Origin of the sequence: Catellatospora paridis (assembly GCF_009720365.1) — a bacterium.
Lineage (GTDB): Bacteria > Actinomycetota > Actinomycetes > Mycobacteriales > Micromonosporaceae > Catellatospora > Catellatospora paridis.
Genome location: NZ_ML769325.1, coordinates 43,916 through 67,556 on the forward strand (window position 1 = coordinate 43,916; position 23,641 = coordinate 67,556).

27 protein-coding genes and 1 tRNA gene are annotated in these 23,641 nt (G+C 72.1%); 9 read left to right on the forward strand and 19 right to left on the reverse strand.

The window, feature by feature from the left end; translation table 11 throughout:
- The first annotated feature begins 43 nt into the window (after positions 1-43).
- Positions 44-265 carry a hypothetical protein gene (locus F9C41_RS28170; RefSeq protein WP_120317162.1) on the forward strand — a complete coding sequence of 74 codons (222 nt, stop codon included), beginning with the start codon at positions 44-46 and terminating at the stop codon, positions 263-265.
- 198 nt (positions 266-463) lie between these two features.
- Here F9C41_RS28170 and F9C41_RS28175 read toward each other — a convergent pair whose 3' ends face one another.
- Positions 464-1,051, reverse strand: a complete 588-nt coding sequence (locus F9C41_RS28175; protein ID WP_230690077.1) for a TetR/AcrR family transcriptional regulator — start codon at positions 1,049-1,051, stop codon at positions 464-466.
- 75 nt (positions 1,052-1,126) lie between these two features.
- Between F9C41_RS28175 and F9C41_RS28180 the strand changes: the two genes are divergently transcribed.
- Together F9C41_RS28180 and F9C41_RS28185 are read left to right on the forward strand one after the other, a co-directional pair.
- Positions 1,127-1,681, forward strand: coding sequence for a GNAT family N-acetyltransferase (locus F9C41_RS28180; protein WP_155389857.1), 555 nt, complete (start codon positions 1,127-1,129; stop codon positions 1,679-1,681).
- 9 nt (positions 1,682-1,690) lie between these two features.
- Positions 1,691-2,503 carry a class I SAM-dependent methyltransferase gene (locus F9C41_RS28185; RefSeq protein ID WP_155389858.1) on the forward strand — a complete coding sequence of 271 codons (813 nt, stop codon included), beginning with the start codon at positions 1,691-1,693 and terminating at the stop codon, positions 2,501-2,503.
- Positions 2,504-2,636: 133 nt separating this feature from the next.
- Here the strand turns inward: F9C41_RS28185 and F9C41_RS41550 are convergent, their stop codons facing one another.
- The gene (locus F9C41_RS41550; protein WP_230690078.1) at positions 2,637-3,392 is read right to left on the reverse strand and encodes a G5 domain-containing protein; all 756 of its coding nucleotides are present in this window, start codon (positions 3,390-3,392) and stop codon (positions 2,637-2,639) included.
- 318 nt (positions 3,393-3,710) lie between these two features.
- Here F9C41_RS41550 and F9C41_RS28195 point away from each other — a divergent pair, with 318 nt between their 5' ends.
- Both F9C41_RS28195 and F9C41_RS28200 read left to right on the forward strand, forming a co-directional pair.
- The gene (locus F9C41_RS28195; protein WP_155389859.1) at positions 3,711-4,223 is read left to right on the forward strand and encodes a SigE family RNA polymerase sigma factor; all 513 of its coding nucleotides are present in this window, start codon (positions 3,711-3,713) and stop codon (positions 4,221-4,223) included.
- Positions 4,220-5,035: a hypothetical protein gene (locus tag F9C41_RS28200; RefSeq protein WP_155389860.1), complete on the forward strand. Its 816-nt coding sequence runs from the start codon at positions 4,220-4,222 to the stop codon at positions 5,033-5,035. Before F9C41_RS28195 ends, F9C41_RS28200 begins: the two co-directional genes overlap by 4 nt.
- Before the next feature lie 115 nt (positions 5,036-5,150).
- Here the strand turns inward: F9C41_RS28200 and F9C41_RS28205 are convergent, their stop codons facing one another.
- From F9C41_RS28205 to F9C41_RS28215, 3 genes are all read right to left on the reverse strand, one after another.
- A complete protein-coding gene (locus F9C41_RS28205; RefSeq protein ID WP_155389861.1) occupies positions 5,151-5,504 on the reverse strand; it encodes a type II toxin-antitoxin system PemK/MazF family toxin in 354 nt (117 codons plus the stop codon).
- The gene (locus tag F9C41_RS28210; RefSeq protein WP_155389862.1) at positions 5,501-5,725 is read right to left on the reverse strand and encodes a hypothetical protein; all 225 of its coding nucleotides are present in this window, start codon (positions 5,723-5,725) and stop codon (positions 5,501-5,503) included. The genes F9C41_RS28205 and F9C41_RS28210 overlap by 4 nt, the downstream gene beginning before the upstream one ends.
- Positions 5,726-5,900: 175 nt before the next feature.
- A tRNA-Tyr gene (locus F9C41_RS28215) sits at positions 5,901-5,984 on the reverse strand.
- Between the two features lie 125 nt (positions 5,985-6,109).
- On the opposite strand from F9C41_RS28215, the gene F9C41_RS28220 reads away from it, so the two are divergent.
- A complete protein-coding gene (locus tag F9C41_RS28220) occupies positions 6,110-6,604 on the forward strand; it encodes a YajQ family cyclic di-GMP-binding protein (protein WP_155389863.1) in 495 nt (164 codons plus the stop codon).
- A 360-nt stretch (positions 6,605-6,964) separates the two neighbouring features.
- Here F9C41_RS28220 and htpX read toward each other — a convergent pair whose 3' ends face one another.
- The 9 genes from htpX to F9C41_RS28265 form a co-directional block, all read right to left on the reverse strand.
- Positions 6,965-7,840 (reverse strand): zinc metalloprotease HtpX, encoded by an 876-nt coding sequence (htpX, locus tag F9C41_RS28225; RefSeq protein WP_155389864.1) that lies wholly within the window; start codon positions 7,838-7,840, stop codon positions 6,965-6,967.
- A gap of 218 nt (positions 7,841-8,058) precedes the next feature.
- A complete protein-coding gene (locus F9C41_RS28230) occupies positions 8,059-9,558 on the reverse strand; it encodes an NADH-quinone oxidoreductase subunit N (protein ID WP_155389888.1) in 1,500 nt (499 codons plus the stop codon).
- A gap of 76 nt (positions 9,559-9,634) precedes the next feature.
- A complete protein-coding gene (locus F9C41_RS28235) occupies positions 9,635-11,128 on the reverse strand; it encodes a complex I subunit 4 family protein (protein ID WP_155389865.1) in 1,494 nt (497 codons plus the stop codon).
- On the reverse strand, positions 11,125-12,894 hold the full coding sequence (locus tag F9C41_RS28240; protein ID WP_155389866.1) for an NADH-quinone oxidoreductase subunit 5 family protein: 1,770 nt from the start codon (positions 12,892-12,894) through the stop codon (positions 11,125-11,127). The genes F9C41_RS28235 and F9C41_RS28240 overlap by 4 nt, the downstream gene beginning before the upstream one ends.
- A complete protein-coding gene (nuoK, locus tag F9C41_RS28245; protein WP_155389889.1) occupies positions 12,891-13,271 on the reverse strand; it encodes an NADH-quinone oxidoreductase subunit NuoK in 381 nt (126 codons plus the stop codon). The genes F9C41_RS28240 and nuoK overlap by 4 nt, the downstream gene beginning before the upstream one ends.
- Entirely contained in the window at positions 13,271-13,804 is a 534-nt protein-coding gene (locus tag F9C41_RS28250) for an NADH-quinone oxidoreductase subunit J family protein (RefSeq protein WP_155389867.1), read from the reverse strand. The genes nuoK and F9C41_RS28250 overlap by 1 nt, the downstream gene beginning before the upstream one ends.
- The gene (locus F9C41_RS28255) at positions 13,801-14,310 is read right to left on the reverse strand and encodes a NuoI/complex I 23 kDa subunit family protein (protein WP_120317202.1); all 510 of its coding nucleotides are present in this window, start codon (positions 14,308-14,310) and stop codon (positions 13,801-13,803) included. The genes F9C41_RS28250 and F9C41_RS28255 overlap by 4 nt, the downstream gene beginning before the upstream one ends.
- A gap of 118 nt (positions 14,311-14,428) precedes the next feature.
- Entirely contained in the window at positions 14,429-15,385 is a 957-nt protein-coding gene (locus F9C41_RS28260) for a complex I subunit 1/NuoH family protein (protein ID WP_155389868.1), read from the reverse strand.
- Positions 15,382-15,939 (reverse strand): NADH-quinone oxidoreductase subunit C, encoded by a 558-nt coding sequence (locus F9C41_RS28265; RefSeq protein WP_155389869.1) that lies wholly within the window; start codon positions 15,937-15,939, stop codon positions 15,382-15,384. The genes F9C41_RS28260 and F9C41_RS28265 overlap by 4 nt, the downstream gene beginning before the upstream one ends.
- Positions 15,940-16,063: 124 nt before the next feature.
- On the opposite strand from F9C41_RS28265, the gene F9C41_RS28270 reads away from it, so the two are divergent.
- Positions 16,064-16,570, forward strand: coding sequence for a SigE family RNA polymerase sigma factor (locus F9C41_RS28270; protein ID WP_407924739.1), 507 nt, complete (start codon positions 16,064-16,066; stop codon positions 16,568-16,570).
- Entirely contained in the window at positions 16,563-17,162 is a 600-nt protein-coding gene (locus F9C41_RS28275) for a hypothetical protein (RefSeq protein ID WP_155389871.1), read from the forward strand. Before F9C41_RS28270 ends, F9C41_RS28275 begins: the two co-directional genes overlap by 8 nt.
- 4 nt (positions 17,163-17,166) lie before the next feature.
- Here the strand turns inward: F9C41_RS28275 and F9C41_RS28280 are convergent, their stop codons facing one another.
- From F9C41_RS28280 to F9C41_RS28295, 4 genes are all read right to left on the reverse strand, one after another.
- Positions 17,167-18,474: a DUF2252 domain-containing protein gene (locus F9C41_RS28280; RefSeq protein WP_155389872.1), complete on the reverse strand. Its 1,308-nt coding sequence runs from the start codon at positions 18,472-18,474 to the stop codon at positions 17,167-17,169.
- 52 nt (positions 18,475-18,526) lie between these two features.
- Positions 18,527-19,048 (reverse strand): NADH-quinone oxidoreductase subunit B, encoded by a 522-nt coding sequence (locus tag F9C41_RS28285; RefSeq protein WP_120317207.1) that lies wholly within the window; start codon positions 19,046-19,048, stop codon positions 18,527-18,529.
- A gap of 10 nt (positions 19,049-19,058) precedes the next feature.
- Positions 19,059-20,084 carry a hypothetical protein gene (locus F9C41_RS28290; RefSeq protein WP_155389873.1) on the reverse strand — a complete coding sequence of 342 codons (1,026 nt, stop codon included), beginning with the start codon at positions 20,082-20,084 and terminating at the stop codon, positions 19,059-19,061.
- 131 nt (positions 20,085-20,215) lie between these two features.
- The gene (locus tag F9C41_RS28295; RefSeq protein WP_155389874.1) at positions 20,216-21,604 is read right to left on the reverse strand and encodes an MFS transporter; all 1,389 of its coding nucleotides are present in this window, start codon (positions 21,602-21,604) and stop codon (positions 20,216-20,218) included.
- A 97-nt stretch (positions 21,605-21,701) separates the two neighbouring features.
- Between F9C41_RS28295 and F9C41_RS28300 the strand changes: the two genes are divergently transcribed.
- A complete protein-coding gene (locus F9C41_RS28300; protein WP_330164784.1) occupies positions 21,702-23,039 on the forward strand; it encodes a gamma-glutamyltransferase in 1,338 nt (445 codons plus the stop codon).
- Positions 23,040-23,239: 200 nt separating this feature from the next.
- Here F9C41_RS28300 and F9C41_RS28305 read toward each other — a convergent pair whose 3' ends face one another.
- Positions 23,240-23,533 carry an MGMT family protein gene (locus tag F9C41_RS28305; RefSeq protein WP_155389876.1) on the reverse strand — a complete coding sequence of 98 codons (294 nt, stop codon included), beginning with the start codon at positions 23,531-23,533 and terminating at the stop codon, positions 23,240-23,242.
- Positions 23,534-23,641: the final 108 nt, after the last annotated feature.

The following is a 23,641-nucleotide window of genomic DNA, read 5'->3' on the forward strand; positions in this document are numbered from 1 at the left end:
GATAGGCTTCTGCGTCCGTTCGAACATGTGTACGATACGCGCCATGATGCGACTGGTAGAGCACCGATGGAACGGCACCACCGCCAGCTACCGGCGCCAGGACGTGTTCCTGCGCGTCAACCCGGCCGGGCCGTGGGAGGTGGAGCACCGCCGGCACGGCAGGTCCGTGATGCGGGAGTACGCCACCGAACGGGAGGCCCGGCGGGTCGCCGACGGCCTGTGCGCGCAGGGCGAGTGGCGCAACCTGGAGCACCTGCACCGCTGACCGCGCGCCCGGGGACGCCACCGCGAGGCGCCCCGCTCGCCGGTCGCCGCGGCGGCGGCACGCGTCGGCGGTCCATTCTGTCCGGACGTGCCGTTCCCCACCCGCCTCGGCACGGTCGCGGCACCCGCCGCCGCGACCGGCAGCACCGGTGCTCGGCCGGGTCCGCACGAGCACGCGGTCGGGTGAGGCCGCGACGGCTCAGCGCGCCAGCCGCGCGACGAAGTCGTCGACGAGCCTGACCTGCCGCTGCGGTGGGAACCGGGCCGGATCGAAGAGGGCCTGCACCACCAGCCCGTGCCCGAACCCGGCCGCGGTGGCCACGACGTCGGCGGGGTCGGCGTCGGCGGGCAGCTGTCCCAGCCGGAGCGCCGCGTCGACGTGCGGGCGCAGCATGCCCCGCCACCGTTCATAACGGCGCAGCTCGGCCGCGGCGAGTTCGTCGTCGCCCAGCGCGGCGTCCCAGAAGCTGACCCACACCCTGTTCATCGCGGCGCTCTGCGGGGTCAGCGGCATCACGTCCAGCAGAGCGGCCCGCAGGCCGGGCAGCCCCTCGCCCTCGGCCGGGAAGCGGTCGCGCTCCTGGGTGTGCTCCTGCGCGACCTCCAACGCATACCGCACGAGCGCCTTCTTACTGGGGAAGTAATGCGTGAGCAGCCCGGTCGAGGCGCCCATGTGCGCGGCGACGGCGCGCAGGGTCAGTCCGCCGAAGCCGCCGGCCGCGAGCACCTCCCAGACCGCCTGCGACACGTCGCGACGCCGGGCGTCGTGGTCACCGCGTGCGGGCACCGCCGCTCTCCTTCCGTCGGCTAAGCTGACACCAAGATACATAACAAACGTTTGGTACGTGAACAGGAGCGCTCGTTGCTGACCCACCCCCTCACCGACACCGCCGAGATGCGCGCCCTGGAGCCGCACTACGCGGCGCAGTTCGCGGCTTTCATCGAGCGGCACCGCGACCACCTCGCACCGTGGCTGCCCTGGGCCGTCGCGCTCACCGACGAGCCGCAGACCCGGGCCTGGCTCCAGCGATACGCCGACGACTCCGCCCGCGACGGCGGCCGCATCTACGGGATCTGGCTCGACGGCGAGCTGGTCGGCGGCACGCTGTTCCGCACCTTCGACACCCGCTTCCGCACCGCCGAGATCGGGGTGTGGCTGGCCCCGGACGCCCAGGGGCGGGGACTGATCACGCAGGCCGCCGCAAGCATGATCGCCTGGGCGGTGGACGAGCGCGGCATCAACCGCATCGAGTGGCGCACCGTGCCCGGCAACACCCGCAGCATCGCCTGCGCCGAGCGGCTGGGCATGACCCTCGACGGCGTGCTGCGCGAAGCCTTCCCCCACCACGGCGAGAACCACGACGTCCACGTCTACTCACTGCTCGCCGCGCAGTGGCGGGAGACGAGTCGCCGGTAGGGTGCGGTCGTGACGACACCCTTCGACGACTACGAGCGCCGCCTGTGGCAGGGCCGCGCCTCGGCGTACCGACGCAGCTTCGCCGCCCTGTGCGGGCACACCGCTCCCGCGCTGCTCGACGCGGCCGGGGTGGGCGAGCGGACGCGGCTGCTGGACGTCGGCACCGGAACCGGCACCGTCGCGGCGCTCGCGGCGGCACGCGGCGCGCTGGTCACCGCGGTCGACGCCGAGCAGAGCATGGTCGAAGCGGCCCGCCGCGAGGCGCCCGCCGCCGACGTGCGCCTCGGCGTCCTGCCGGACCTGCCACTCGACGACCGCTGCTTCGACGGCACCGTGGGCAATTTCGTCGTCAACCACGTCGGCGACCCCGCCGCGGCAGCCTCGGAGCTGCGGCGGGTCACCCGCCCCGGCGGCCGGGTGGCGGTGAGCGTGTGGCCGGCTCCCGCACCGCCGCTGCAGCAGCTCTTGGGCTCCGTGGCGACAGCCTGCGACCTACGCCGCCCGGACTCCGCGCCGACGGTCGCCGCGGAGCGGAACTTCACCCGCGACGAGGACGGCCTGGCGAACCTGCTGCGCGGTGCGGGGCTGGTGGAGGTCTCGGCGCACACCGTCACCTGGATTCACCGGGCCGACCCGGAGGACTGGTGGGCCGGTCCGGCGAATGGGATAGGCGTGCTCGGCGCGATGCTCGGCGCCCTGAGCGCCGCCGAGGTCGCCGCGGTCAAGGCACAGTACGACCTGATCGTGGCACCCCACCTGGACCAGAACGGCCGGCTGGCGCTGCCCACCGCCGCGTTGATCGCCGCAGGCCGGGTGCCCTGACCAGCGCGGACGCCGAGATCCAGGTCGCTCTCAAGGCGAACACCGCAGGTCTGACCGCGGCCGCCACGGCGATCGGGCTCGGTCCCGCGCCCTCGCTCTGGCGACGGTGCGGGACCGAGGTTCGCGCGGGGAATCACTCGCAGGCGACGCCGTCGTTGTCGCTGTCCAGGTCGTAGATGTCCGAGCCGATCACCCTGATCGGACCACGGACGTACTTGGGGCCGTTGCCGCTGCCGCCGGCGCAGTCGACATCCGAGGCGATCGGCACGCAGCCGCTGTAGTTCGGGTCACACGACGAGGCGGCGGCCACCTTCGTGCCGACCAGGATCACCTCGGTGACCGGCTGCTTGACGACCTCGTCGCGGACCTGGACCCGGGAGGTCTCCACGCCGTCGGTCAGGGTCACCGTGTAAGTGATCTTCCTGGTTCCGTTCACACCCTGGGTCTTCACCCGGGTCTTGCCCTTGGCCAGGGTGGAGTCGTTGACCCGCTTCACCCCGTGCGCGATCGTCTTGGTCGCCGTGACGGTGCGCTTCTCGACCACGGGCTGCACGGGGGTGGGCGAGGCCACGGGCTCCGCCGGGGTGGGCTCGACGAGCCCGGCCTCGGGGGACGGCGAGACGGTGAGGCCCTCCGCTGCCACACCCGCCGTCGCGGCCGCGCCGGACGGCATCGCGGCCGCCACGGGCCGGGTGGGCTCCGCGTCCGGCGATCCGCTGATCGCACCGAGGAAGGCGGAGCCGCCGCAGCAGGCCAGGACGATGCTCACGAAGCCGATGCCGAGGAAGAGACCGGCCTTCTGCCCGGGGCCGAGGCCGGCCAGGAAGCCGGTCTTGGGGGCGGCGGGCCAGGGCGCCGGGTGGGGGTTGCCGGGGGTCTGATGCGTCATCGGGGCAGTGTGTCCCGGCAGCACTCATCGCGGTAAGCACATAACCGGTGACGCTTTGCCACTGCCGAGCGGATCTTCGCCACCGGCCGGCGAACCGGCACGGCCACCCGGCAGATCTTCCACGATCAAATGGCGAGAAGTTGCGACCACGCGCGTCGCAGCGCAGGTTTTCAGCCGACTCCCAGGTCGGACGAACGGTACGGAAAAGGGCCTCGCCGGGGTAACCGGATGGGCTGAGCCCATCCGCCGTCCCGCCGGATAGCTTCGGCACCCCCAGGCGTCTGTAGCTGTGGAAGAGGCCGAGCGAGAGGGGTGGGTGTGGACGGAGACGCCACAGCAGTGTTCACGGAGTTCGCCACGGCGCGCACGCCGGCGCTGATCCGGGTGGCCTACCTGCTCACCGGTGACCAGCATGCCGCGGAGGACCTGGTCCAGTCGGCGCTGGCCAAGACGTACGCCCGATGGGGCTCGTTGCGCCACCGGGATCCCGAAGGCTACGTGCGCACCGTGATGTACCGCGAGCAGGTGAGCTGGTGGCGACGGCTTGGCCGGATCCGCGAGTCGGTCATGCCCACGCCGGCCGACGTGACCGTGCCGGACCCGAGCACACATACCGACCTGCGTGTGACGATGCGCGCCGCGCTGCGCCTGCTCTCCCCGGCACAGCGCACCGTCGTGGTGCTGCGCTACTACGAGGATCTGACGGAGACCCAGGTCGCCGACATCCTCGGCTGCTCCGTCGGCACGGTGCGCAGCCGAACATCCCGAGCCGTCAGCCGCCTGCGGGAAGTGCTGCCCGCCGCGGAACTCGTGTTGGAGACGACGCCATGAACAGTCCGTTCGAAACCCTCGTCCGCACCGCCTTGACCGACGTCGCCGACGAGGCCTCGCCCGTGAACCTGACCCCCCGCGCCCTAGGCCTCGCCCGGCGCAGACGCCGCACCGCCGCGATCACGCTGGGCGCGGCCGCGGTCGCCGCCGTGCTGGTCGGTGCACCGCTCGCGATCGCCGACCGGGACACCCGGCCCGCGATCCTCACCTCGTCGGCTTCCGCGCCCGCACCGTCGGCGAGCCCGGCCGACCGCGGCGAGCAGCTGCTGGCCGCGGTCCGGGGTGCGATCAAGCGCGAGGCCCCCCAGGTGACCGGCTTGGAGACGCTGGTCCGGTACATGGACGTGTGCGAGCTGGTCACCTCGGCGTCCGGCCGGCTCGTGCCCAAGGACGGCCTCATCACCCAGGCCCCGTACCAAGCGTCGGCCGTGCCGCAGGCCTGCCCCCCACCATGGGGCAACGTCCTCGACAGCTACCGCTGGCAGGGACGGTTCGCAAAGAACGGCAAGGTGTACGCGGTGACGGTCCACATCTACCCGACCGTCCACCACGACCCCACCGACCCGCCGGTCAACGGGACCGACGCGCGGGAACGCGAGCTCGCCGCGCAGGGCGAGAACCCGCCGTACCGCGGTCCGCACGGCGAGCACGTCCTCGTCTACGACTACCTGCTGAACATGACGAAGCCGGGCGGCATCGGCGTCTTCATCGAGTGTCACGACACCGACGAGACGGGCGCCTTCATGACCCGCAGCCCGTTCACCAGGACCGAACTCGCCGCGATCGGCCTGGACCCGGCCCTGCGCCCCTGAGCGGACACGGCAAGGGCACCTTCTTTCGCACCTGGCGTGGAGAAGGTGCCCTTCCTCGGCAGCAGCAGCGAGTCGCCCTTGTTCCCTGCCCCCGACGCCGCAGCGGCATGACCGGTCAGCCCGGCGCGATGAGCTGCCCGAGCGCAAATGCGATGGACTGCCGCTCAGGCTTGGTCAGTGTGGCCTGATGCCGGCGCACCAGCCGATCCGTTGACAGCGCCTTGACCTGGTCGCACATGGCGAACCCGCGCCGACCCGCGAGGTTGATCTCAGGCTGCCAGACAAGCTGGCGGTCCGTGGTCGTACACGGGACCACCAGCGCGAGGCCGTTCGGCAGCGAACAGGCCAGCGTCGAACCAACCACGATTGCCGGCCGCTCGCCCGCCTGCTCGTGCCCGACCTGCGGGTTGAACTGCACCCACCAGACCTGCCAGGGAGCGACCTGCGCGCGCCGCTGAGGCGTGGTCACTCAGTGACCGCCGCGTCCAGCTCGGCCCACTCGCGCGCCTCGCCACGGTATTCGGCCAGCGCCTGCGGGTCGGCCTCCAGCCGCGCGGCGTCCTGCGCCGCCCGGTGCTGCCAGATCAGCACCCGTAGCGTCTCGTCGAGGCTTGCCCCGTTCAACTCCTCAGCCGCGATACGCGCCAGCGCGTCACGGTTCTCCGTCGACACGCGCATACTCGTCTGCATACACCAAGTATACGACGATGGCACCCCGCGCGATGGGCGTCGGGAGACGGCGGCAGCGGCAGGCACCTGTCACCGACCGTCAGAGCACAGGACGCAGCCGCCCAGGGCTGGTCTCCATTGGACTGGCACGAAAGAGCCCCTGCCAGGAAAACCTGGTCAGGGGCTCTTTTGCTGTTGGTGGCGGGTAGAGGATTCGAACCTCTGTAGCTTTCGCGACGGATTTACAGTCCGCTCCCATTGGCCGCTCGGGCAACCCGCCTGGTACAGCGTCGCCAGCACCGCAGGCGATGTTGGCTCGATAAGGATAGCGGTATGCCGGCGACGATGTGCAACCGGGTTGGACCATGAGCGCGGCGCGCCGCCGGATCTGCTAAAACGGTACGCATGGCAGCTAACCCGTCGTTCGACATCGTCAGCAAGGTTGATCGGCAGGAGGTGGACAACGCGCTGCACCAGGCCGAGAAGGAGCTGGGGACGCGGTTCGACTTCCGTGACACGGGAGCATCCATCGCCTGGGCCGGCGAGGAGGGCCTGACCATCCAGGCCAACACCGAGGACCGAGCGAAGGCCGCCCTGGACGTCTTCAAGGAGAAGCTGATCAAGCGCAACATCTCCCTGAAGTCGCTGGACGCCGGCGAGCCGAAGTCCTCCGGCAAGATCTACAAGATCGACTGCAAGATCATCCAGGGTATCGACCAGGAGAAGGCCAAGGCCATCTCCAAGAAGATCCGCGACGAGGGCCCGAAGGGCGTGCAGGCGCAGATCCAGGGCGACCAGCTCCGGGTGACCGGCAAGAAGAAGGACGATCTGCAGGAGGTCATCGCCCTGCTCAAGGGAGGCGACTTCGACGTCGCCCTCCAGTTCACCAACTACCGATAGACCCGGTCGGACCGCCGTCGCCAGGTCGCGGAATGGCCGAGCTGAGCTGGCCAGACGCTGGTTTCGCCAGTCATCGCCCGGTCGGCTCGGGTCGCCCGTTGACGACCGGGCCGGAGACGGCGTGGCGGCAGGACCCGTTTTTCGAGGAAGCGCCGTCAACACCACGTTGACGGTGCTTCCTTCCGGACCGCCCTCATCGCCCCGCCGCTTGCGTGCCCTCGAAGGACACCATGCTGCCGGGCGGCTCGTCGCGGTACCTCGTGATCAACCTCGGCACGGGCACCGGCACGACCGTCCTCGAACTCGTCGAGGCCTTCACGAAAAGGCCCCGCCGGTGTGGCGGGGCCTCTTCCTGCAGCGTCAGCGCATGTACTGGATGGGGCCCGAGCTGGCGGCCATGGCCTCCAGGCGGCGGACCCGCTCCTCCATCGGCGGGTGCGTGGAGAACAGCGACGCGATGCCGCCGCCCTTCAGCGGGTTGTCGATCATCAGGTGGGCCGTGCTGGCGAGCTGCCCCTCGGCGGGCAGCGGCATCTGCTGTACGCCCATGTGGATCTTCTTGAGTGCGCTGGCCAGGGCCAGCGGGTCGTTGGTGAGCTGCGCGCCCGAGGCGTCGGCCTGGAACTCCCGGCTGCGGCTGATCGCCAGCTGGATGACCGTCGCGGCCAGCGGGCCGAGGATCAGCATCATCATCAGCGCGAGCGGGTTGGGGCCGTCGTCGTCATCGCCGCCCATCGGGATGAACCAGGCGAGGTTGGCCAGCATGGTGATGATGCCGGCGAGCGCCCCGGCGACGCTGGAGATCAGGATGTCGCGGTTGTAGACGTGCGACAGCTCGTGGCCGATGACGGCGCGCAGCTCCCGGTAGTCGAGGATGCGGGTGATGCCCTCGGTCACGGCGACCGCCGCGTGCTGCGGGTTGCGGCCGGTGGCGAAGGCGTTGGGCTGCATGGTGGGGCTGACGTACAGGCGGGGCATGGGCTGTCCGGCCTGCTGCGCGAGTTCCCGCACCATCTGGTAGAGCTGGGGGAACTCGGCCTCGCTGACCGGTTGGGCGCGCATGGAGCGCAGCGCGAGCTTGTCCGAGAAGAAGTAGCTCACACCGTTCATGAGCAGCGCCACGATGACGGCGATGAACAGGCCCGCGCTGCCGCCGAACCAGTAGCCGATGCCGAGGATGAGCGCTGTCAGCAGGCCCAGCAGGGCCGCCGTCTTCAAGCCGTTGTGGCTGTGCATGCCTTCCCTCCACGAGTGGCGCGGTCGGTGGACCGCGCATCCGTTTCAACCAGTGCTCCTGGTCTCCACGTTCCCGCCGAGCGCTGTGAACATGCTGAAAACTCGGGTTTGGCCGCACCGTCACTGTGAAGACCGCTGTTCCGTGTCAAGACCTGCGGTCAAACCCCGGGTTCTGACACCAAACAGCGATCTTCGTCCGCCCAGGGGCGGCGGGGGGGTCAGCGCCAGGCGGTGACGGCGGCGTAGAGGAGTTGCGGGTCGACGGTGAGCAGGACGCCGGCGGCGGTGGCCAGGCCGAGCGCCGCCGCGGGGGCCCACGGCACGCGGGCAGGCTCGCCGGGGCCGGCGGCCGAGCGGTACAGGGCGGCGATCGGACGCCAGTACACGGCGAGGCCGACGACCGAGACCAGCGCCACCAGCAGGGCCAGCCGGTAGGAGTCGACGCGCAGCAACGCCTGGATCACGGTGATCTTGGCGAACAGGCCCGCCAGCATCGGCGGCAGCCCGGCCAGGCCGACCAGCGCGAAGGTCAGCGCGGCCGCCCGCCACGGTGCGGTCCGGCCCAGGCCGTGCAGGTCGGCCAGGGTGCCGCCGTCCGGCTCGTCCGGCCGCAGGGCCACCACCGCGCTGAACGCGGCCAGCTCCAGCACCAGGAAGAAGACGGTGTACGCGAGCGCGGCGTCGAGCAGCCCGTCGGCCTGCCCGGCCAGCGCCAGCCCGGTGAGCCCGCCCAGCGGCGCGAGGATGAACCCGGCCTGCGCGATCGAGGACCAGGCGAGCAGGCGCACCGTGCGGCGCTGGCGCAGCGCGACCAGGGTGCCGATGAGCATCGACAGGGCGGCCAGCACGGACAGGGTGATGCCCGCGGTGATGAACATGCCGCGGTCGTCACCCGCCGCGCCGGTGACCAGCACGCCGTCGACGACGATCAGGATCGCCACGACGCCGCCCAGTTTGGAGGCGGTGGACAGGAACGCGGCGACGGGCACCGGCGCGCCCTCGTAGGTGGCGGGGGCCCAGGCGTGCAGCGGTGCGGCGGCGACCTTGAAACCGAGGCCGACCAGGATCAGCGCCAGGCCGGTGAGCGCCACGGGACGCCACTGGCCGGTGGCGAACAGCGGCGCCGAGACCAGCCCGCGCAGCTGCACGGTGCCCGAGGCGAGGTAGAGCAGCGCCGCGCCGAGCAGGGTCACCGCGGTCGCGGCCACGCTGTTGGCGAAGAACGTCACCGCGGCCGCGGCGGCCTCGCCGGCGCGCCGCCGGTGCAGCGCCACCAGGGCGTACAGCGGAATGGTCAGCGTCTCCAGCGCGACGATCAGGGTGATCAGGTCGCCGGCCGCGGCCAGCGCGACACCGCCGGTCATCGCGCACGCGAACAGGAAGACCGTCTCGCCGGCGGGCGCGTCGCCGCGGCGCAGCGCCGGGACGTAGAGCAGCAGCGCGCCCACGGTCAGCGCCGCCACCAGCACCGACACCAGGCGGGCGCGGGAGTCGAAGACGAGCGCGCAGTCCACCGGCATGATCGCGTCGCTGCCGGGTGCGGCGAGCCCGGCGCAGAAGGTGCCGATCTGGCGCGGCACGGTGACGGCCGCGGTCACCGCGGTGGCCACCGCGCCGAGCAGGCCGACACCGAGTGGCCAGCGCCAGCGCGGTTGCGTGATCAGGTCGACGACCAGCACCGCGAGCGCGGTCCCGGCGGCGACCAGCAGGGGCAGCATCAGCTGGAGGTTCACGGCGCCACCGCTCCCGTCGTCAGCGCGGCCACCAGCCCGGCGGGCAGTCCTGGCATCGGCTTCACGGTGTCACCGCTCCCGTCGTCAGCGCGGCCACCGCGTCGGCCGACATGCCCAGCACCAGCATCGGCATGACGCCGAGCAGCAGCGCCAGGGCCACCAACGGCGACCAGGCGACCAGTTCGGGAACCCGGGCCTCGGGCGCGCCCGCCAGCGTCGCGGCCTGCGGGCCGTGGCTGACCCGGCGCAGCAGCCGCAGCAGGTATGCCGCGGTCAGCGCGCCGCCGATCGCGGCCAGCACGGCCAGCACGGTCCACAGCGTGCCGCCGCGCTGCACGGACGCGACCACGGCGAACGCCTCGCCCCAGAATCCGGCGAGGCCGGGCAGGCCGAGGCTGCCCAGCGCGGCGAAGCCGAGCACGCCGGCCAGCCAGGGCTGGCGCTCGCGCAGGCCGCCCAGGTCGGCCAGCAGGCCGGTGTGCGCGCGGTCCTTGATCGCCCCGGCCAGGAAGAACAGCAGGCCGGTGAGCAGGCCGTGCGCGATGTTGCCGATCAGCGCGGCCTGCAGGCCGATCTCGTTGAGGGTGGCGATGCCGAGCAGCACGAAACCCATGTGCCCGACGGAGGAGTACGCGATCAGGCGCTTGACCTCGATCTGGGACAGGCAGACCAGGGAGCCGATGAGAATCGCGGCGACCGCGAGCACGCCCAGCGCGGGCGCGAACGCCGCGGCGCCCTCCGGCGTCACCCCGACCCCGACCCGGATCAGCCCGTACGTGCCCATCTTCAGCAGCACGCCGGCCAGGATCACGCTGCCCACGGTCGGGGCCTCGGTGTGCGCGTCGGGCAGCCAGGTGTGCAGCGGCCACAGCGGGCTCTTGACGGCGAACGCGATCGCGAACAGTCCGAAGATCCACAGCTGGGCGTCGTGCGACAGCAGGCCGGGTTCGGCGGTGAGCCGCCCGATGTCGGCGGTGCCGGTCTGCGTCACCACGGCGACCACGGCGACCAGCAGCAGCACCGACCCGGCCAGGGTGTAGAGCGCGAACTTCAGCGCGGCCGCGCGCCGGGCCGGGCCGCCCCAGCCGGCGATGACCGCCGCCATCGGCAGCAGCACCACCTCGAAGGCGAGGAAGAAGAGCACCAGGTTGAAGGCGAGGAAGGTGCCGAGGATGCCCACCTCGATCACCAGCAGCAGCGCGGCCAGCTGGTTGGCCCGTTCCGGTCGCTGCCACACCAGATAGCCGCAGCACAGCAGCGTCAGCAGCGCGGTCAGCACGACAAGGGGGTAGGAGATGCCGTCCACACCCAGGTTCAGCCGCAGCTCCAGCGCGGGCACCCAGGTCCAGTCGACCTCGTGCCACAGTCCGCTTCCCCGGCCGACCGGCTTCACCACGCCGCGTGAGAAGAACATCGGGACCGCCAGCAGCACGGTGAGCGCCGCGGCCACGGTGGCCGTGATCGTGCCGGCCCGACCCCGCAACAGCAGCGCGGCGACCGCGCCCAGCAGCGGCGCCACCAACACGCCCACCAGGAGAAACGCAGAAGTCGTCATGCGAACACCACCGCCGTCACCGTCACCAGCACCGCGCCGACCAGGATTCCGGCCAGCGCCCGCGGCAGCGTGGCGCGATGCCACGCGGCCAGTCCCGCGCCCGCGCCGGTGGTCGCCCGGCCGAGGCCGTTGACCGCGCCGTCCACGCCGGACACGTCGACCAGGGTGACCGCCCGGGACAGCGCCCGGACCGGCCGGACGACGAGGCGGTCCTGCACCGTGTCCAGGCCTAGGCCGCCGGCCAGGAACGGCCCGGCCGTGCCGAGCACCGCCGCCGGGTCGCCGCCGTCGGCGCGCCGCCAGCCCCACCAGGCAGCGGCGACGCCGAGCACGGCCAGCGCCAGCGGCAGCACCAGTTCGACGCCCAGGTGGGCCAGTTCGTAGTCGGCGACCAGCGCGCCGACGCCCAGGCCCGCGGCGGGCACGGCGAGCAGCAGCAGCGGGGCCCGCATGGCCCAGCCGGGCTCGTGCGCGTGCACGGACGCGTCGCGCGGGCGGCCGAAGAAGGTCAGCAGCCACAGGCGGGTGGAGTACCAGGCGGTCAGCGCCACGCCGAGCAGCGCGGCCAGCCACAGCGCGGGCTGGGCGTGCAGCGCGCCGACGACGGCCTCCTTGCTGAAGAAGCCGACGAACGGCGGCAGGCCGATCAGCGCGCCGAGGCCGATCGTCATGGTCCAGAAGGTGAGCGGCATGTCCTTGCGCAGGCCGCCCATCCGCGACATCAGGTTGCCGCCCACGGCGTGGATCACCGATCCGGCGCAGAGGAACAGCAGCGCCTTGAACGCGGCGTGCGCCAGCAGGTGGAACATCGCCGCGTCGACGGCCTTCGCGGACAGCGCGGCCATCATGTAGCCGAGCTGCGAGACGGTCGACCAGGCCAGCACGCGCTTGATGTCGTCGGCGGCGGTCGCGGCGAGCGCGCCGAGCAGCAGGGTCACCCCGGCCATCGCCGCCATCACGGCCAGCGCCGTCGGGGAGGCCGCGAAAACCGGGAAAAGCCGGGCCACCACGTACACACCGGCGGCGACCATGGTGGCCGCGTGGATGAGTGCGGAGATCGGCGTCGGGCCGGCCATCGCGTCGGGCAGCCAGGTGTGCAGCGGGAACTGCGCGCTCTTGCCGGCCACCCCGGCCAGCAGCAGCAGCGCCGCCGCAGTCACCGTCGTGCCGGACATCGACGGCACCGCCGCCAGCACCTCGGTGATGCGGAAGCTGCCCGCGGTGACGCCCAGCAGCACGATGCCGAGCAGGAAGCCGATGTCGCCGACCCGGGTGACCAGGAACGCCTTCACCGCCGCAGCGGGCGCTTCGGGCAGCGTGCGGTCGTGCGCGATGAGCAGGTACGAGCAGGCGCCCATCACCTCCCAGCCGATCAGCAGGGAGATCAGGTCGCCGGAGAACACCACGGTCAGCATCGCGCCCGTGAAGATCGAGATCTGGGCGGCGTACGGCCCGTAGCGCCCGTCCCCGGCCAGGTAGCCGACCGAGTAGACCTGCACGCACAGCGCCACCACCGCGACGGCCAGCGACATCAGCAGCGCCCGTGTGTCGACCAGCGCGGTCAGCGTCACCCCGAGGTCGCCGAAGCGGGCCCAGGTCGTCGAGAACTCCCCGCGCGTGCCGTCGGCCAGCAGCAGCACCGTCAGCACCAGGCTGACCGCCGCCCCGGCGATGCCCAGGGCCGCCCCGAGCGGCCGGTTGCGCATCGGCAGCAGCAGGCCGACCAGCCCGCACACCAGCGGGGCGAGCACCAGTGTCGCGATCATGCTTGCTCCCCGTCCGGCGTGGGCGCTGCGGCCGCCGCACCGGCGAGCGCCGGTTCCTCCGACGGCGCGTCGCCGCGCGGCTCGTCGTCGAGCGCCACCTGGTCGGTGTTGATGTCCTGGCGCAGCCGGAACAGCCGCAGCACCAGCGCCAGGCCCACGCCCACCTCGGCCGCCGCGATCACGATGACGAACAGCGCGAAGACCTGGCCGGTCACCTTCTCGCGCATGGTGTCGCCGGTGACCAGGATCAGGTTCACCGCGTTGAGCATCAGCTCGACCGACATCAGCACGAGCACCGTGTTGCGGCGCCGCAGCACGCCGTACGCGCCCAGGCCGAACAGCAGCGCCGCGGTCACCAGCGGGATCACCGGCCGGATCATCGGCTGTTCCCCTGCGCCACGGCGTCGGGCTGCGGGGCGGGCGCAGACGGGCGCGACAGCACGATCGCGCCGACCAGGGCGGCCAGCAGCAGGATCGACAGCACCTCGAACGGCAGCACCCAGTCGCCGAAGACGGAGTCGCCGATGCGCTCGGCGGTGCCGACCGCCGGGGCGGGGACCTGGAACTGCCCGAACACGCCGACGAACAACGCGGCCAGGCCCAGCCCGGAGGCCGCGCCGATCAGCGCCGCGGGCAGGACTGAGCGGTCAAGATCAGAGCTGCGGCCGATCGGCGCGCGGGTCAGCATCACCGCGAACAGCAGCAGCACGACCACCGCGCCGACGTAGATGAGCACCTGCACCCAGGCCGCGAACTCCGCGCCCAGCAGCAGGAACTCCACCGCGACCGCGCCGAGCGCGACGACGAGCCACAGGCCGGCCCGTACCAGCTGCTTGGTGGTCACCACCGCGACGCCGCCCGCCACCGCGACCAGGCCGGCCACCGCGAGCAGCACGTCCTGCAACGTCACGAGGCGCTCGCGCGCTTGGCCACAGCGGTCTCCTCCTTCGACGGCTCACCGAGCGGATCGTGCGGGGGCGGCGGCGGCACGGTGGCCATCCACTCGCCCAGCCGGTCCTTGTCGTGCATCAGGTCGCGGATGTCGTACTCGGCGTACTCGAACTCCGGCGACCAGTAGAGGGCGTCGAACGGGCACACCTCGATGCAGATGCCGCAGTACATGCACAGCGAGAAGTCGATGTCGAACCGGTCGAGGACGTTGCGCTGCCGCGGGCGGGCCGCGCCCGGCACCACGACCTCCTCCTTGTGCGAGTCGATGTAGATGCACCAGTCCGGGCACTCACGGGAGCACAGCATGCAGACCGTGCAGTTCTCCTCGCGCAGGGCGATCACGCCCCGGGAGCGCGGCGGCAGCTCCGGCGCCACGTCCGGATACTGCTGCGTCGTCGACGGGGTCACCAGGGTCTTCAGCGTGACCGCCAGCCCCTTGCCCAGTCCCGCACCCGGAATGCTCATGCCTTCTCCTCGCTACGCTCGTCGGCGGCATGAGTGCCAGGGCTCATGGTTCGCTCGCGGCGCTCGCTCATGCTTTCCATCCTGCCGTGTAAGGGGTCACCACGCGAGTGGCGGGCCGTCAGCCGAGCGCTACGCGGACGCCGGCGGTCAGCACCAGTTGGGCCAGCGCCAGGGGCACCAGCACCAGCCAGCACAGGCGCTGCAGCTGGTCCTCGCGCAGCCGGGGCCAGGAGACCCGCAGCCAGATCACGACGAACGCCACGGCGCCGGTCTTGAGCAGCATCCACAGCCAGCCGACCGAGTCGGCCCACGGGCCGTGCCAGCCGCCGAGGAACAGCGCCGCGGTCAGCGCCGAGATCACCACGATGCCGACGTACTCGGCGAGCAGGAAGAACGCGAAGCGCAGGCCGGTGTACTCGGTCAGGTAGCCGAAGACCAGTTCGGAGTCGGCGATCGGCATGTCGAACGGGGGACGGCGGATCTCGGCCAGACCCGACACGAAGAAGACGATCGTCGCGGGCAGCTGCCACAGCAGCCACCACGGCTGCCAGGCGGCCACGATGCCGGGCAGGCTGAGCGTGCCCGCGGCCATCGCCACGCTCGCCGCGGACAGCACGAACGGCAGCTCGTACCCGAGCAGCTGCGCCGCCGCGCGCAGGCCGCCGAGCAGCGAGTACTTGTTCGCCGAGGCCCACGCCGCCATCAGCACCGCGATCACGCCCACGCCGACCACGGCCAGCACGAAGAACAGGCCCACGTCGAGCTGCTGCCCGACCAGGTCACCCGGGCCGAGCGGGATGACCAGCAGCACCAGCAGGTACGGCAGCAGCGCCACCGCGGGTGCGAGCCGGAACACGGGGCCGTCGGCGGCGCGCGGGGTCACATCCTCCTTCTGCGCGAACTTCACGCCGTCGGCGATCAGCTGCGCCCAGCCGTGGAAGGCGCCCGCGTACATCGGGCCCAGCCGGGCCTGCATGTGCGCCATCACCTTGTGCTCGGTCTGGCCGACGATCAGCGGCAGGGTCAGGAACGCCACCGCCACCAGCGCGACCCTCAAGATCACATCCCAGGTCATGCGCCCGGCCCCCACTCCCCCGGCGCGGGCACGCCCGGCGGGCGGATGGCCTGGCGCTTGGAGCCGGTCTCCGACTCGCCCGGCTCCTTGGCTCCCGGCCACGGCTTGGCGACCCGGCTGGCCAGCACGAAGCTCTTACGCAGCGGGTGCCCCTCGAACTCGGGCGGCAGCAGCAGCGGTTCGAGCGGGCCGGGGAAGCCGATGCCGAACATCTCGTACGTCTCCCGCTCGTGCCACGCCGCGCCGGGATACACGTCCACGGCGGACTCCAGCGTCCCGTCGGCCGGCACCCGGGTGCGCAGCAGCACCCCGTGCCGCCGGCCCGTCGACCACACGTGCGCGACCACGTCGCAGCCCGCGTCCAGCTCGTCCACGGCCGACAGCCAGTCGAAGAAGTCGCAGCCCAGCTCGTCGCGTGCGGCGGTCAGCGCGGACAGCCAGGACGCGGCGGGCACATCGACGACCGCACGCGCGTACGGGCCGCCGCCCGACACGCCCGCCTGCGCGCCCGCGACGGACTCGGCCAGGCGCGCTCCGATCTCCTCCGGCGTCATGTCCGGCATCCTATGCCCGCCGCCGCCCGGTGCGCCCCACCTCACCGGGTGCGGGCGTCCGCCGCCATCCCGGCGGCATTGAGCGGACCCGTTATGCTGCGGCGGTTTTCCGACACCCCTGGAGTTGCCCGTGGACGGACACCGCGACTTCGCGGAGTTCTACGGCGCCTCGTTCCACAAGCTCGCCGGGGCGCTGTACGTATACACCGGGGACCTCGCCGAGGCGCAGGACGTGGTGCAGGAAGCCATGATCCGGGCGCTGGCCCGCTGGTCGACCGTGTCCACGTACGAGGAGCCGGCGGCCTGGGTGCGCAGGGTGGCCTGGAACCTGGCCACCAGCCGCTGGCGGCGGTTGCGCCGCGGCCTGGAGCTGACCGCCCGCGGACACACCGAGCAGCACGAGCCCGGGCCGGGGCCCGACCGGGTGGCCGTGGTGGCGGCGCTCGCCCAGCTTCCGGTGCGGCAGCGGCAGGCGGTGATCCTGCACTACCTGGAGGACTTGCCGGTCGCCGAGATCGCTGAGATCGTCGGAGCGGCCGAGGGGACGGTCAAGTCGTGGCTCCACCGGGCCCGGACCGCCCTCGCCGAGCGGCTGTCCGACCTGGCACCGGAGGAGGTCGACCGTGTCTGACCAACTCCACCGGCTGCTCTCCGACGCGAGCCGGCAGGCCCAGGCGCGACTGCGCCCGCTGGGCGCCGAGGCCGCCCGCCGCACCCTGCACCGCCGCCGAGTGGCGCGCGCCTCGACGCTGGCCGCGGTCCTCGCCGTGCTCATCGTGGTCGGGCTGAACCACGTCCGCGGCCAGGGGCCGCCGGTGCTCACCACGGGCTGCGCCCAGGCGGTGCGGCCGCGGATCACCAACGCCACCTTGCCCGGCCCGGCCACGCTCACCTTCACGCTGGCCTCGGCCGACCTGGCCCGGCTGTGCGCCGACCAGCGGCTGCGGATCAGCTGGGCCACCTACCGGATGACGTTCGAGATGCGCCAGGTGCTCGTCGACAGCGGCACCGCCGAGCTCAGCGCCGCCGAGCCGACGGCCACCGGCTCGCTGAGCGCCCACTCCGGCTGCCAGGCCGACCGCTACTTCCACCTGGGCGACCACACCTTCCCGGCCGAGATCGTGCCGGACAGCCACCTGAGCCTGCCGGCGTGGAGTGCCGGGCAGACCACCGGCGTCTTCGAGCAGCACTACCTGCCGCAGGACGGCTGCGGGTTCTGGTGACGGCTCAGACGCCCGGGATCGCGCCGTTGCGGAACAGGTCGACGAAGAGCTGGTGGTCGCCGCGGGCCTGGGCGCCGTACGCGTGGGCGAACTCGACCAGCCCGCCGACGAAACCGGCCTCGTCGCGGTCGAGTTCGGCCACGATCGCCTCCTCGGTCGAGAAGTCGACCAGGTCGTGGCTGGACTCGTCGTCGGCGACCGAGTGCATGCGGGCCACCGCCCGGCCCAGCTCGCGCACCACACTGACCAGCTCGTCGGGTTCGTTGACGTCGGACCAGTCCAGGTCGGCCGCGTACGGCGACACCTCCGCGACCAGCTGCCCGACCCCGTCCAGCTCGGTGTAGCCCAGCCAGGCGTCCGCCGCGGCCTGCAGCGCGCGCTGCGACTCGGCGGTGCGGTGGCCCTGGTGCAGGAAGTAGCCGCGCACCCGCGCGTCCTCGATGTGCCGGGCCACCGCCGGGGTCTGCGCCTGCTTCATGTAGACGACCACGTCGTTCTCCAGCGCCTGGGTGTGCCCCTCCAGCAGCAGGCTGTACGAGGGCAGCCCGGCCGAGCCGATGCCCACGCCTTTGCGCAGCACCACGTCCTTGATGGTGCGCTCGACCCCGGCGTGGCCGTTGTGCGCGTGGTACGGGTTCAGCGTGCCGAGGTAACCCCGGAAGGCCTCCTCGACGGCGTTGCGGGTCGGCGCGTCGATCCGGAACACGCCGTCGCGCTCGACGAATCGGCGCTCGTACCGGTCGATCACCGTCATGCCCTGGAGCAGGTCCACCCGGGTGTTCAGGCGGGCCTGCTGGAGCACCCGGTGCAGCGGGCCGGTGGTGGTGGACAGGGTCAGCGAGCCGATGGCGTCGTCGCCGCCGAGCGCGATGGCCCGCAGCTCGGCCAGGTACGCCCCGGCGAAGTCCTTGATCAGGTAGCCGATGGTCTCGTCGGACAACGCCTTGGCGTAGCCGAGCAGCGCGATGCTGGCGCACAGCCGCCGCAGGTCCCACAGGAACGGGCCGACATACGCCTCGTCGAAGTCGTTGACGTTGAAGACGAGCACGCCCTCGGCGTTCATGTAGGTGCCGAAGTTCTCCGCGTGCAGGTCACCGTGGATCCACACCCGGCTGGTCTGCGCGGTCAGGAACGTGTCGTCGGCGTACCGGCCGGTCATGTCGGCGTAGAACAGCGCGGCGCTGCCGCGGTAGAACGCGAACGCGCTGGACGCCATCTTGCGGAACTTGCGCCGGAACGCCGCGGGCTCGGCCGTCATCAGCGGCCCGAACTCGGTGACCAGCACGTCCAGGATCTGTTCCGATCGCGTCATGGATTGGACGCTAACGCGTGATCGCAACCGGGCGCTGCGAAAAACGGACAGGTCAGCGCGGTGGTGACACGATCGGGGCGGTCAGCGCGGCCGGATCGGGGCGGTGCACGCCGCCGAAGCCGGACTGCTCCGCGGCGATCTTCTCCTGCAGGCGCAGGATGCCGTGCAGCAGCGCCTCGGGCCGCGGCGGGCAGCCGGGCACGTACACGTCCACCGGGATGATCTGGTCCACGCCCTTGGTCACCGAGTACGAGTCCCAGTACGGCCCGCCGCAGTTGCTGCACGCGCCGAAGGAGATGACGTACTTGGGTTCGGGCATCTGGTCGTACAGCCGCTTGATGGCCGGGGCCATCTTGTCGGTGACCGTGCCCGACACGACCATCAGGTCGGCCTGGCGGGGGCCGTGCGCGAACGGGATCACGCCCAGCCGCATGAAGTCGTGCCGTCCCATGCTGCTGGCGATGAACTCGATCGCGCAGCAGGCCAGCCCGAAGTTGAACACCCACAGCGAGTAGCGCCGACCCCAGTTCAGCACGAACTTGATCGGATCTCCGAGCACCGAGGGCAGGGCCATACGGGTCAGCCTAGACCGCGGAGGTCGGCGGAACGTAGCCCAACCACGCCTCGACCTCCTCCTGGGTCAGGATGCGGTCGACGCGCACCTGCGCGGTGATCGGGAAGCGTCGGCCCGGCCGCCAGTGCCGGCTGTAGCGGGCGTCGTCCAGCACCAGGATGCGCGAGCCGCTGACCACCGCGATGTCGGCCGGCCCGGCCTCGTTGCGCATGGTCGCGCCGGTCGCGTCGGTGAGGTGGAAGCTGTCGTCCACATGTTCCAGCACGGTGCCGTCCGGCCCGTGCTGGAACGCGCTGACCCAGCGCGCGTCGGGCCGCTTGCCCTGCACCAGGCCCGCCCCGATGAGCGCGTCGGCGAGCAGCGTCTGCAGCTGGAAGTTGTCGGCCACGCCGCTCACGAACACCATCGCCCCGCGCCGGGTCGGCCGGTGCAGCACCAGCAGGTGCTCGTCGACGATGCGCAGCGCCAGGATGAGCCGCATGAACGCGGGCGCGGCCGAGTGCAGCGGGTCGACCTGCGCGGTCCACGCGGCCCGGTCGCCGAGCTGGGCCCGCGCCTCGGCGTGGTGCAGGCAGGCCACCGCGGCCAGCGCCCAGTGCGGCGCGTCGCGCCACGCCGCCACCAGCGGCATCGCCCGGTCCGGGCCGAGCTGGGACGCCAGCAGGCCGGTGGCCACGGTGATGTCCATCTGCGTGCGCTCCGGCAGCGGCCGCCCGCCGCCGTGCGCCATCCAGGCGTCGATGAACGAGTGGGTGCCGGTCAGCGCGCTGCCGAGGCGTTCCAGCACGATCCGGGTGAGCGGGCCGGGCGACCCGCCCAGCTCGACCAGCGCGCCCGCGGCGGTGGCCGCGGTGGCCGCGACGAACGGGATCGGCGCCGCCCCGATGGCCGGGGCCAGGTGGGTGACCGCCGGGGTCAGCTCGTGCGCCGGCGCCAGCCGGGCCGCCTGCACCAGCGGCGCCACCGCGGCCAGCGCGGAGTTCACATCCTGGCCGAGGATGAGCTGGTGGAACCGCTGAACCTGCTGCACGAACATGTGGCGTGCACCCTCCCCTGAGGTCCTGTACGAGCCGCCCGCGGTAGCAGCCGCTCGGTGTCATCCGCAACGTAGTGGAGGATGACACCGATTAAGGCTGCGGTAGCCGGCGGTCATGACACAACGTGGAGCTACCTGGCCGGAGCCGCCTCGGGCAGCGGTTCGGCATGGTCGGCGACGGCCGGGTCGCCGCCGAGGTCGTACCCCCGCAGCAGCACCAGCGCGATGCCCACGATAAGACCCGGCACCACAGTGAACCCGAGCAGTACTCCCGTCTTCGCCAGATCGCTCTGCGCGACCGTCTCACCTGCGGTGGTGGAGATGTAGCCGAACAGCTGGAGCACGATGCCGAAGATGAACGGGCCCAGCGCCAGACCCAGGGTCTCCCCCGCGGTCCACACGCCGGTGAACACACCCGCCTGCCGCTTGCCGGTGCGCGCCGTGTCGTACGCGATGCAGTCGGGCAGCATGGACAGGCCGAACAGCTGCTGCCCGGCGTAGCCGAAGCCCATCAGCGCGATGATCGAGTAGATCGCCCAGTGCGGCAGCAGCGGGGCGGCCGCCAGCGCCAGCGTCGCCACGGTGAGCGTGATCGAGGCGACCACGTAGCCCTTCAGCTTGCCCAGGCGCTCGCCGACCCGCCGCCACACCGGCATCACGAACAGCGCCGGGCTGACCACGACCACGAACAGGGCGGTGGTGGTGCCCGCGTCGCCGAGCACGTGCTTGGCGAAGTACTCGACGCCGCCGAGCATGCAGGCCACCCCGGTGGACTGCGCCACGAAGCAGGCCACCAGCACCCGGAACGGCCGGTTCGCGGCGACCACCTTGAGCTGGGCGCGCAGCGACGGCTCGCTGGCGGTGATGGCGCCGGTGGGCGCGGAGCGGGTGCTCACGAACACGACCAGCGTGCCGGCCACCATGATCGTGGCGACGAACAGCGCCATCCAGCGGTAGCCGGGCAGGCCGCCGCCCATCGCGTCGCGGATGATCGGGGCCATCGCGCCGGAGACCAGGATCGAGGTGGCCAGCAGCGCCACCCGCCAGGTCATCAGCCGGGTGCGCTCTGAGTACGAGCTGGTCATCTCGGCGGGCATGGCGACGTAGGGCACCTGGAAGAACGCGAACGCGGTGGCCGTCAGCAGGAACATCACCGCGACGTACAGGCCCGCCTGGCCGCCGTCGCCGAACGGGGCCGCGAACAGCAGGGCGAACAGCACGGCCATGGCCAGGCCGGCGAAGAGCAGGTAGGGGCGGCGGGCGCCCCAGCGCGTCTGGGTGCGGTCCGAGATGCGGCCCACCACGGGGTTGAGCATGACGTCCCAGGCCTTGGGCAGCAGCACCAGCAGGCCCGCCAGGCCGGCCGCGACACCCAGGGTGTCGGTCAGGTAGGGCAGCAGCAACAGACCGGGGACGGTGCCGAAAGCACCGGTCACCAGGGAGCCGAGCGAATATCCGACTCGCACACGAGTGGGAAGCGCTTCGTCCGGGGCCTCCATCACCTCCACACTGGATGTCATGAGCGCGGATGGTACGGGAGGCGAGTGAATGCTGGTACCTGCCGGTGTGGCAGCGGGCCATCCGGCCACCGCTGATGTAGGCCTTCGGGTACTGCGGATGGGCGGAACGGCGGCGGATGCGGGGGTCGCCGCGACACTGGCCGCCTGCGTGGCCGAGACGATCTTCACCGGGCTGGGCGGCGGCGGGTTCGCCACCTACTTCGAAGCTTCGACCGGCCGGGTCACCTGCCTTGATTTCTTCGTCGCGATGCCCGGCCTGGACGGTGATCGCAAGGCGGAGCCCATGACGCCGATCGCGGTCCGGTTCGGCGAGGTGCCGCTGCCCTACGAGATCGGCGGGGCGTCCGTCGCGGTCCCCGGACTGCCCGCCGGATGTGGCGAGATTCACTCACGTTGGGGAGCCCTGCCCTGGGCCGACGTCGTCGCGCCCGCCGCCGAGCTGGCCCGCACCGGCACCGCCATGCCCTTCGCGCACGCGGTCACCCTGCCCTCGCTGATCGAGGCGATGCTGCCCGGCCAGGGCGGCCCCGCGTACGCGCCCGGCGGCAACCTGCTGCAGGGCGGGGACCGGCTGTTCCACGCCGGGCTGGCGCAGGCGCTGGACATCCTCGCCGAGGACGGCCCCGGCACCTGCTACACCGGCAAGCTCGGCGCGGCCGTGGTGGAGTCGGTGCGCGCCGACGGCGGGGCGCTCGGGCCGCTCGACCTGTCCGCATACCAGGTGCTCGAACGGGCGGTGACCACCGCCGAGCTGGCCGGACGCACCGTGCTCGGCCGCGCGGACCTCAACCGCACCGTGCAGACCCTGCGCGGGCTGCCGCCCGACCTCGCCGCCATGCCCCGGCCCGAGCGCGCGGTGGTGCTGGCCGGTGCGCTCGACGTCCGCGGCCCCGACGACCGGCTCGGCGACACCACCAACGTCACCACCGTCGACGGCGCCGGCAACGCCTGCGTCATCACCACCACGCTCGGCCTCGGCTCCGGGGTCTGGCTGCCCGGCCTGGGGGTGCACCTCAACTCGATGCTCGGCGAGGGCGAGCTGTACTCCGGCGAGCTGGCCCCCGGCGAGCGGCTGGCCTCGATGATGTGCCCGCTCGTGGTGCTCGACCCCGGCGGCGCGCTGCGGCTGGCGATCGGCTCCGCCGGGGCGTCCCGGATCCGCTCCGCGCTGCTGCGCACCCTGGTCGGCGTGCTCGTCGACGGCCTGGACACCCCGGATGCCGTACGCGCCCCCCGCCTGCACCCCGTCGACGACGTCGTCCACGTCGAACCCCACTTCCCGGTCCCCGAGGAGATGGCCCTGGCCGAGGCCGGCTACACCGTCAACCGCTGGCCGCACCGCAGCCACTACTTCGGCGGCGTCTCCGCCATCGGCACCACCGGTGCCTCCGGAGACCCCCGCCGCGGCGGGGCCGCCCGCCTCCTTTCGGGTTGATCATAAACTTATGGCACGGCTCGACGGCGTGTCGTGGCCACAACTTCATGATCACCCGAGCCCTGGGGCGACCGGTGCTGTCGAGCGCTCGGCTTGCCAGGCAACCGTGGCGAAGCGTGGCCAAGGTACGCACAGATGCCAGACAAGTCCGGCGATCTTGAGGGGCGTCGCCGCGGCAGGGGCACGGACGCGGGGTGGGGTCAGTTGATGGCGGAAGCGGCTACCCGGTCGCCGCGAAACGGGACGCCTTCCGCGGCCAGGCGGCGGCGGGCCTCGTTCTCGTGGCCGGGAGGCAGGCGGCCGCCCGCGCCGACGACGCGGTGCCAGGGGACCCCGCCGCCGTGCCGCGCCATGATCGTGCCGACGCGGCGGGCTGAGTTGCGGCCCGACTGGTCCGCGAGGGCGTCGGCGATCGCGCCGTAGGTCATCACCCGGCCGGGCGGGATCTGCTCCACCATGCGCAGCACCGCTTCGGTGTACTCGTCGGGGGTCATAGCCGAAGGCTAATTGATCAGGAAGTTGCGCACACGACACGCCGCCGACCCGTGCCATAAGTTCATGATCGACGCGGGTGGGGGTGGGAGGGCGCGCCAGTGGGTGGG

Bases quoted from the DNA above. Each gene is read 5' to 3' on its own strand.
- F9C41_RS28170 (WP_120317162.1), top strand. From the start codon at position 44: ATGATGCGACTGGTAGAGCACCGATGGAACGGCACCACCGCCAGCTAC.
- F9C41_RS41550 (WP_230690078.1), bottom strand. From the start codon at position 3,392: ATGACGCATCAGACCCCCGGCAACCCCCACCCGGCGCCCTGGCCCGCC.
- F9C41_RS28200 (WP_155389860.1), top strand. From the start codon at position 4,220: ATGAACAGTCCGTTCGAAACCCTCGTCCGCACCGCCTTGACCGACGTC.
- F9C41_RS28210 (WP_155389862.1), bottom strand. From the start codon at position 5,725: ATGCAGACGAGTATGCGCGTGTCGACGGAGAACCGTGACGCGCTGGCG.
- F9C41_RS28220 (WP_155389863.1), top strand. From the start codon at position 6,110: ATGGCAGCTAACCCGTCGTTCGACATCGTCAGCAAGGTTGATCGGCAG.
- htpX (WP_155389864.1), bottom strand. From the start codon at position 7,840: ATGCACAGCCACAACGGCTTGAAGACGGCGGCCCTGCTGGGCCTGCTG.
- F9C41_RS28230 (WP_155389888.1), bottom strand. From the start codon at position 9,558: ATGCTGCCCCTGCTGGTCGCCGCCGGGACCGCGCTCGCGGTGCTGGTC.
- F9C41_RS28235 (WP_155389865.1), bottom strand. From the start codon at position 11,128: ATGACGACTTCTGCGTTTCTCCTGGTGGGCGTGTTGGTGGCGCCGCTG.
- F9C41_RS28240 (WP_155389866.1), bottom strand. From the start codon at position 12,894: ATGATCGCGACACTGGTGCTCGCCCCGCTGGTGTGCGGGCTGGTCGGC.
- F9C41_RS28255 (WP_120317202.1), bottom strand. From the start codon at position 14,310: ATGAGCATTCCGGGTGCGGGACTGGGCAAGGGGCTGGCGGTCACGCTG.
- F9C41_RS28260 (WP_155389868.1), bottom strand. From the start codon at position 15,385: ATGACCTGGGATGTGATCTTGAGGGTCGCGCTGGTGGCGGTGGCGTTC.
- F9C41_RS28265 (WP_155389869.1), bottom strand. From the start codon at position 15,939: ATGACGCCGGAGGAGATCGGAGCGCGCCTGGCCGAGTCCGTCGCGGGC.
- F9C41_RS28280 (WP_155389872.1), bottom strand. From the start codon at position 18,474: ATGACGCGATCGGAACAGATCCTGGACGTGCTGGTCACCGAGTTCGGG.
- F9C41_RS28285 (WP_120317207.1), bottom strand. From the start codon at position 19,048: ATGGCCCTGCCCTCGGTGCTCGGAGATCCGATCAAGTTCGTGCTGAAC.
- F9C41_RS28290 (WP_155389873.1), bottom strand. From the start codon at position 20,084: ATGTTCGTGCAGCAGGTTCAGCGGTTCCACCAGCTCATCCTCGGCCAG.
- F9C41_RS28295 (WP_155389874.1), bottom strand. From the start codon at position 21,604: ATGACATCCAGTGTGGAGGTGATGGAGGCCCCGGACGAAGCGCTTCCC.
- F9C41_RS28300 (WP_330164784.1), top strand. From the start codon at position 21,702: ATGGGCGGAACGGCGGCGGATGCGGGGGTCGCCGCGACACTGGCCGCC.
- F9C41_RS28305 (WP_155389876.1), bottom strand. From the start codon at position 23,533: ATGACCCCCGACGAGTACACCGAAGCGGTGCTGCGCATGGTGGAGCAG.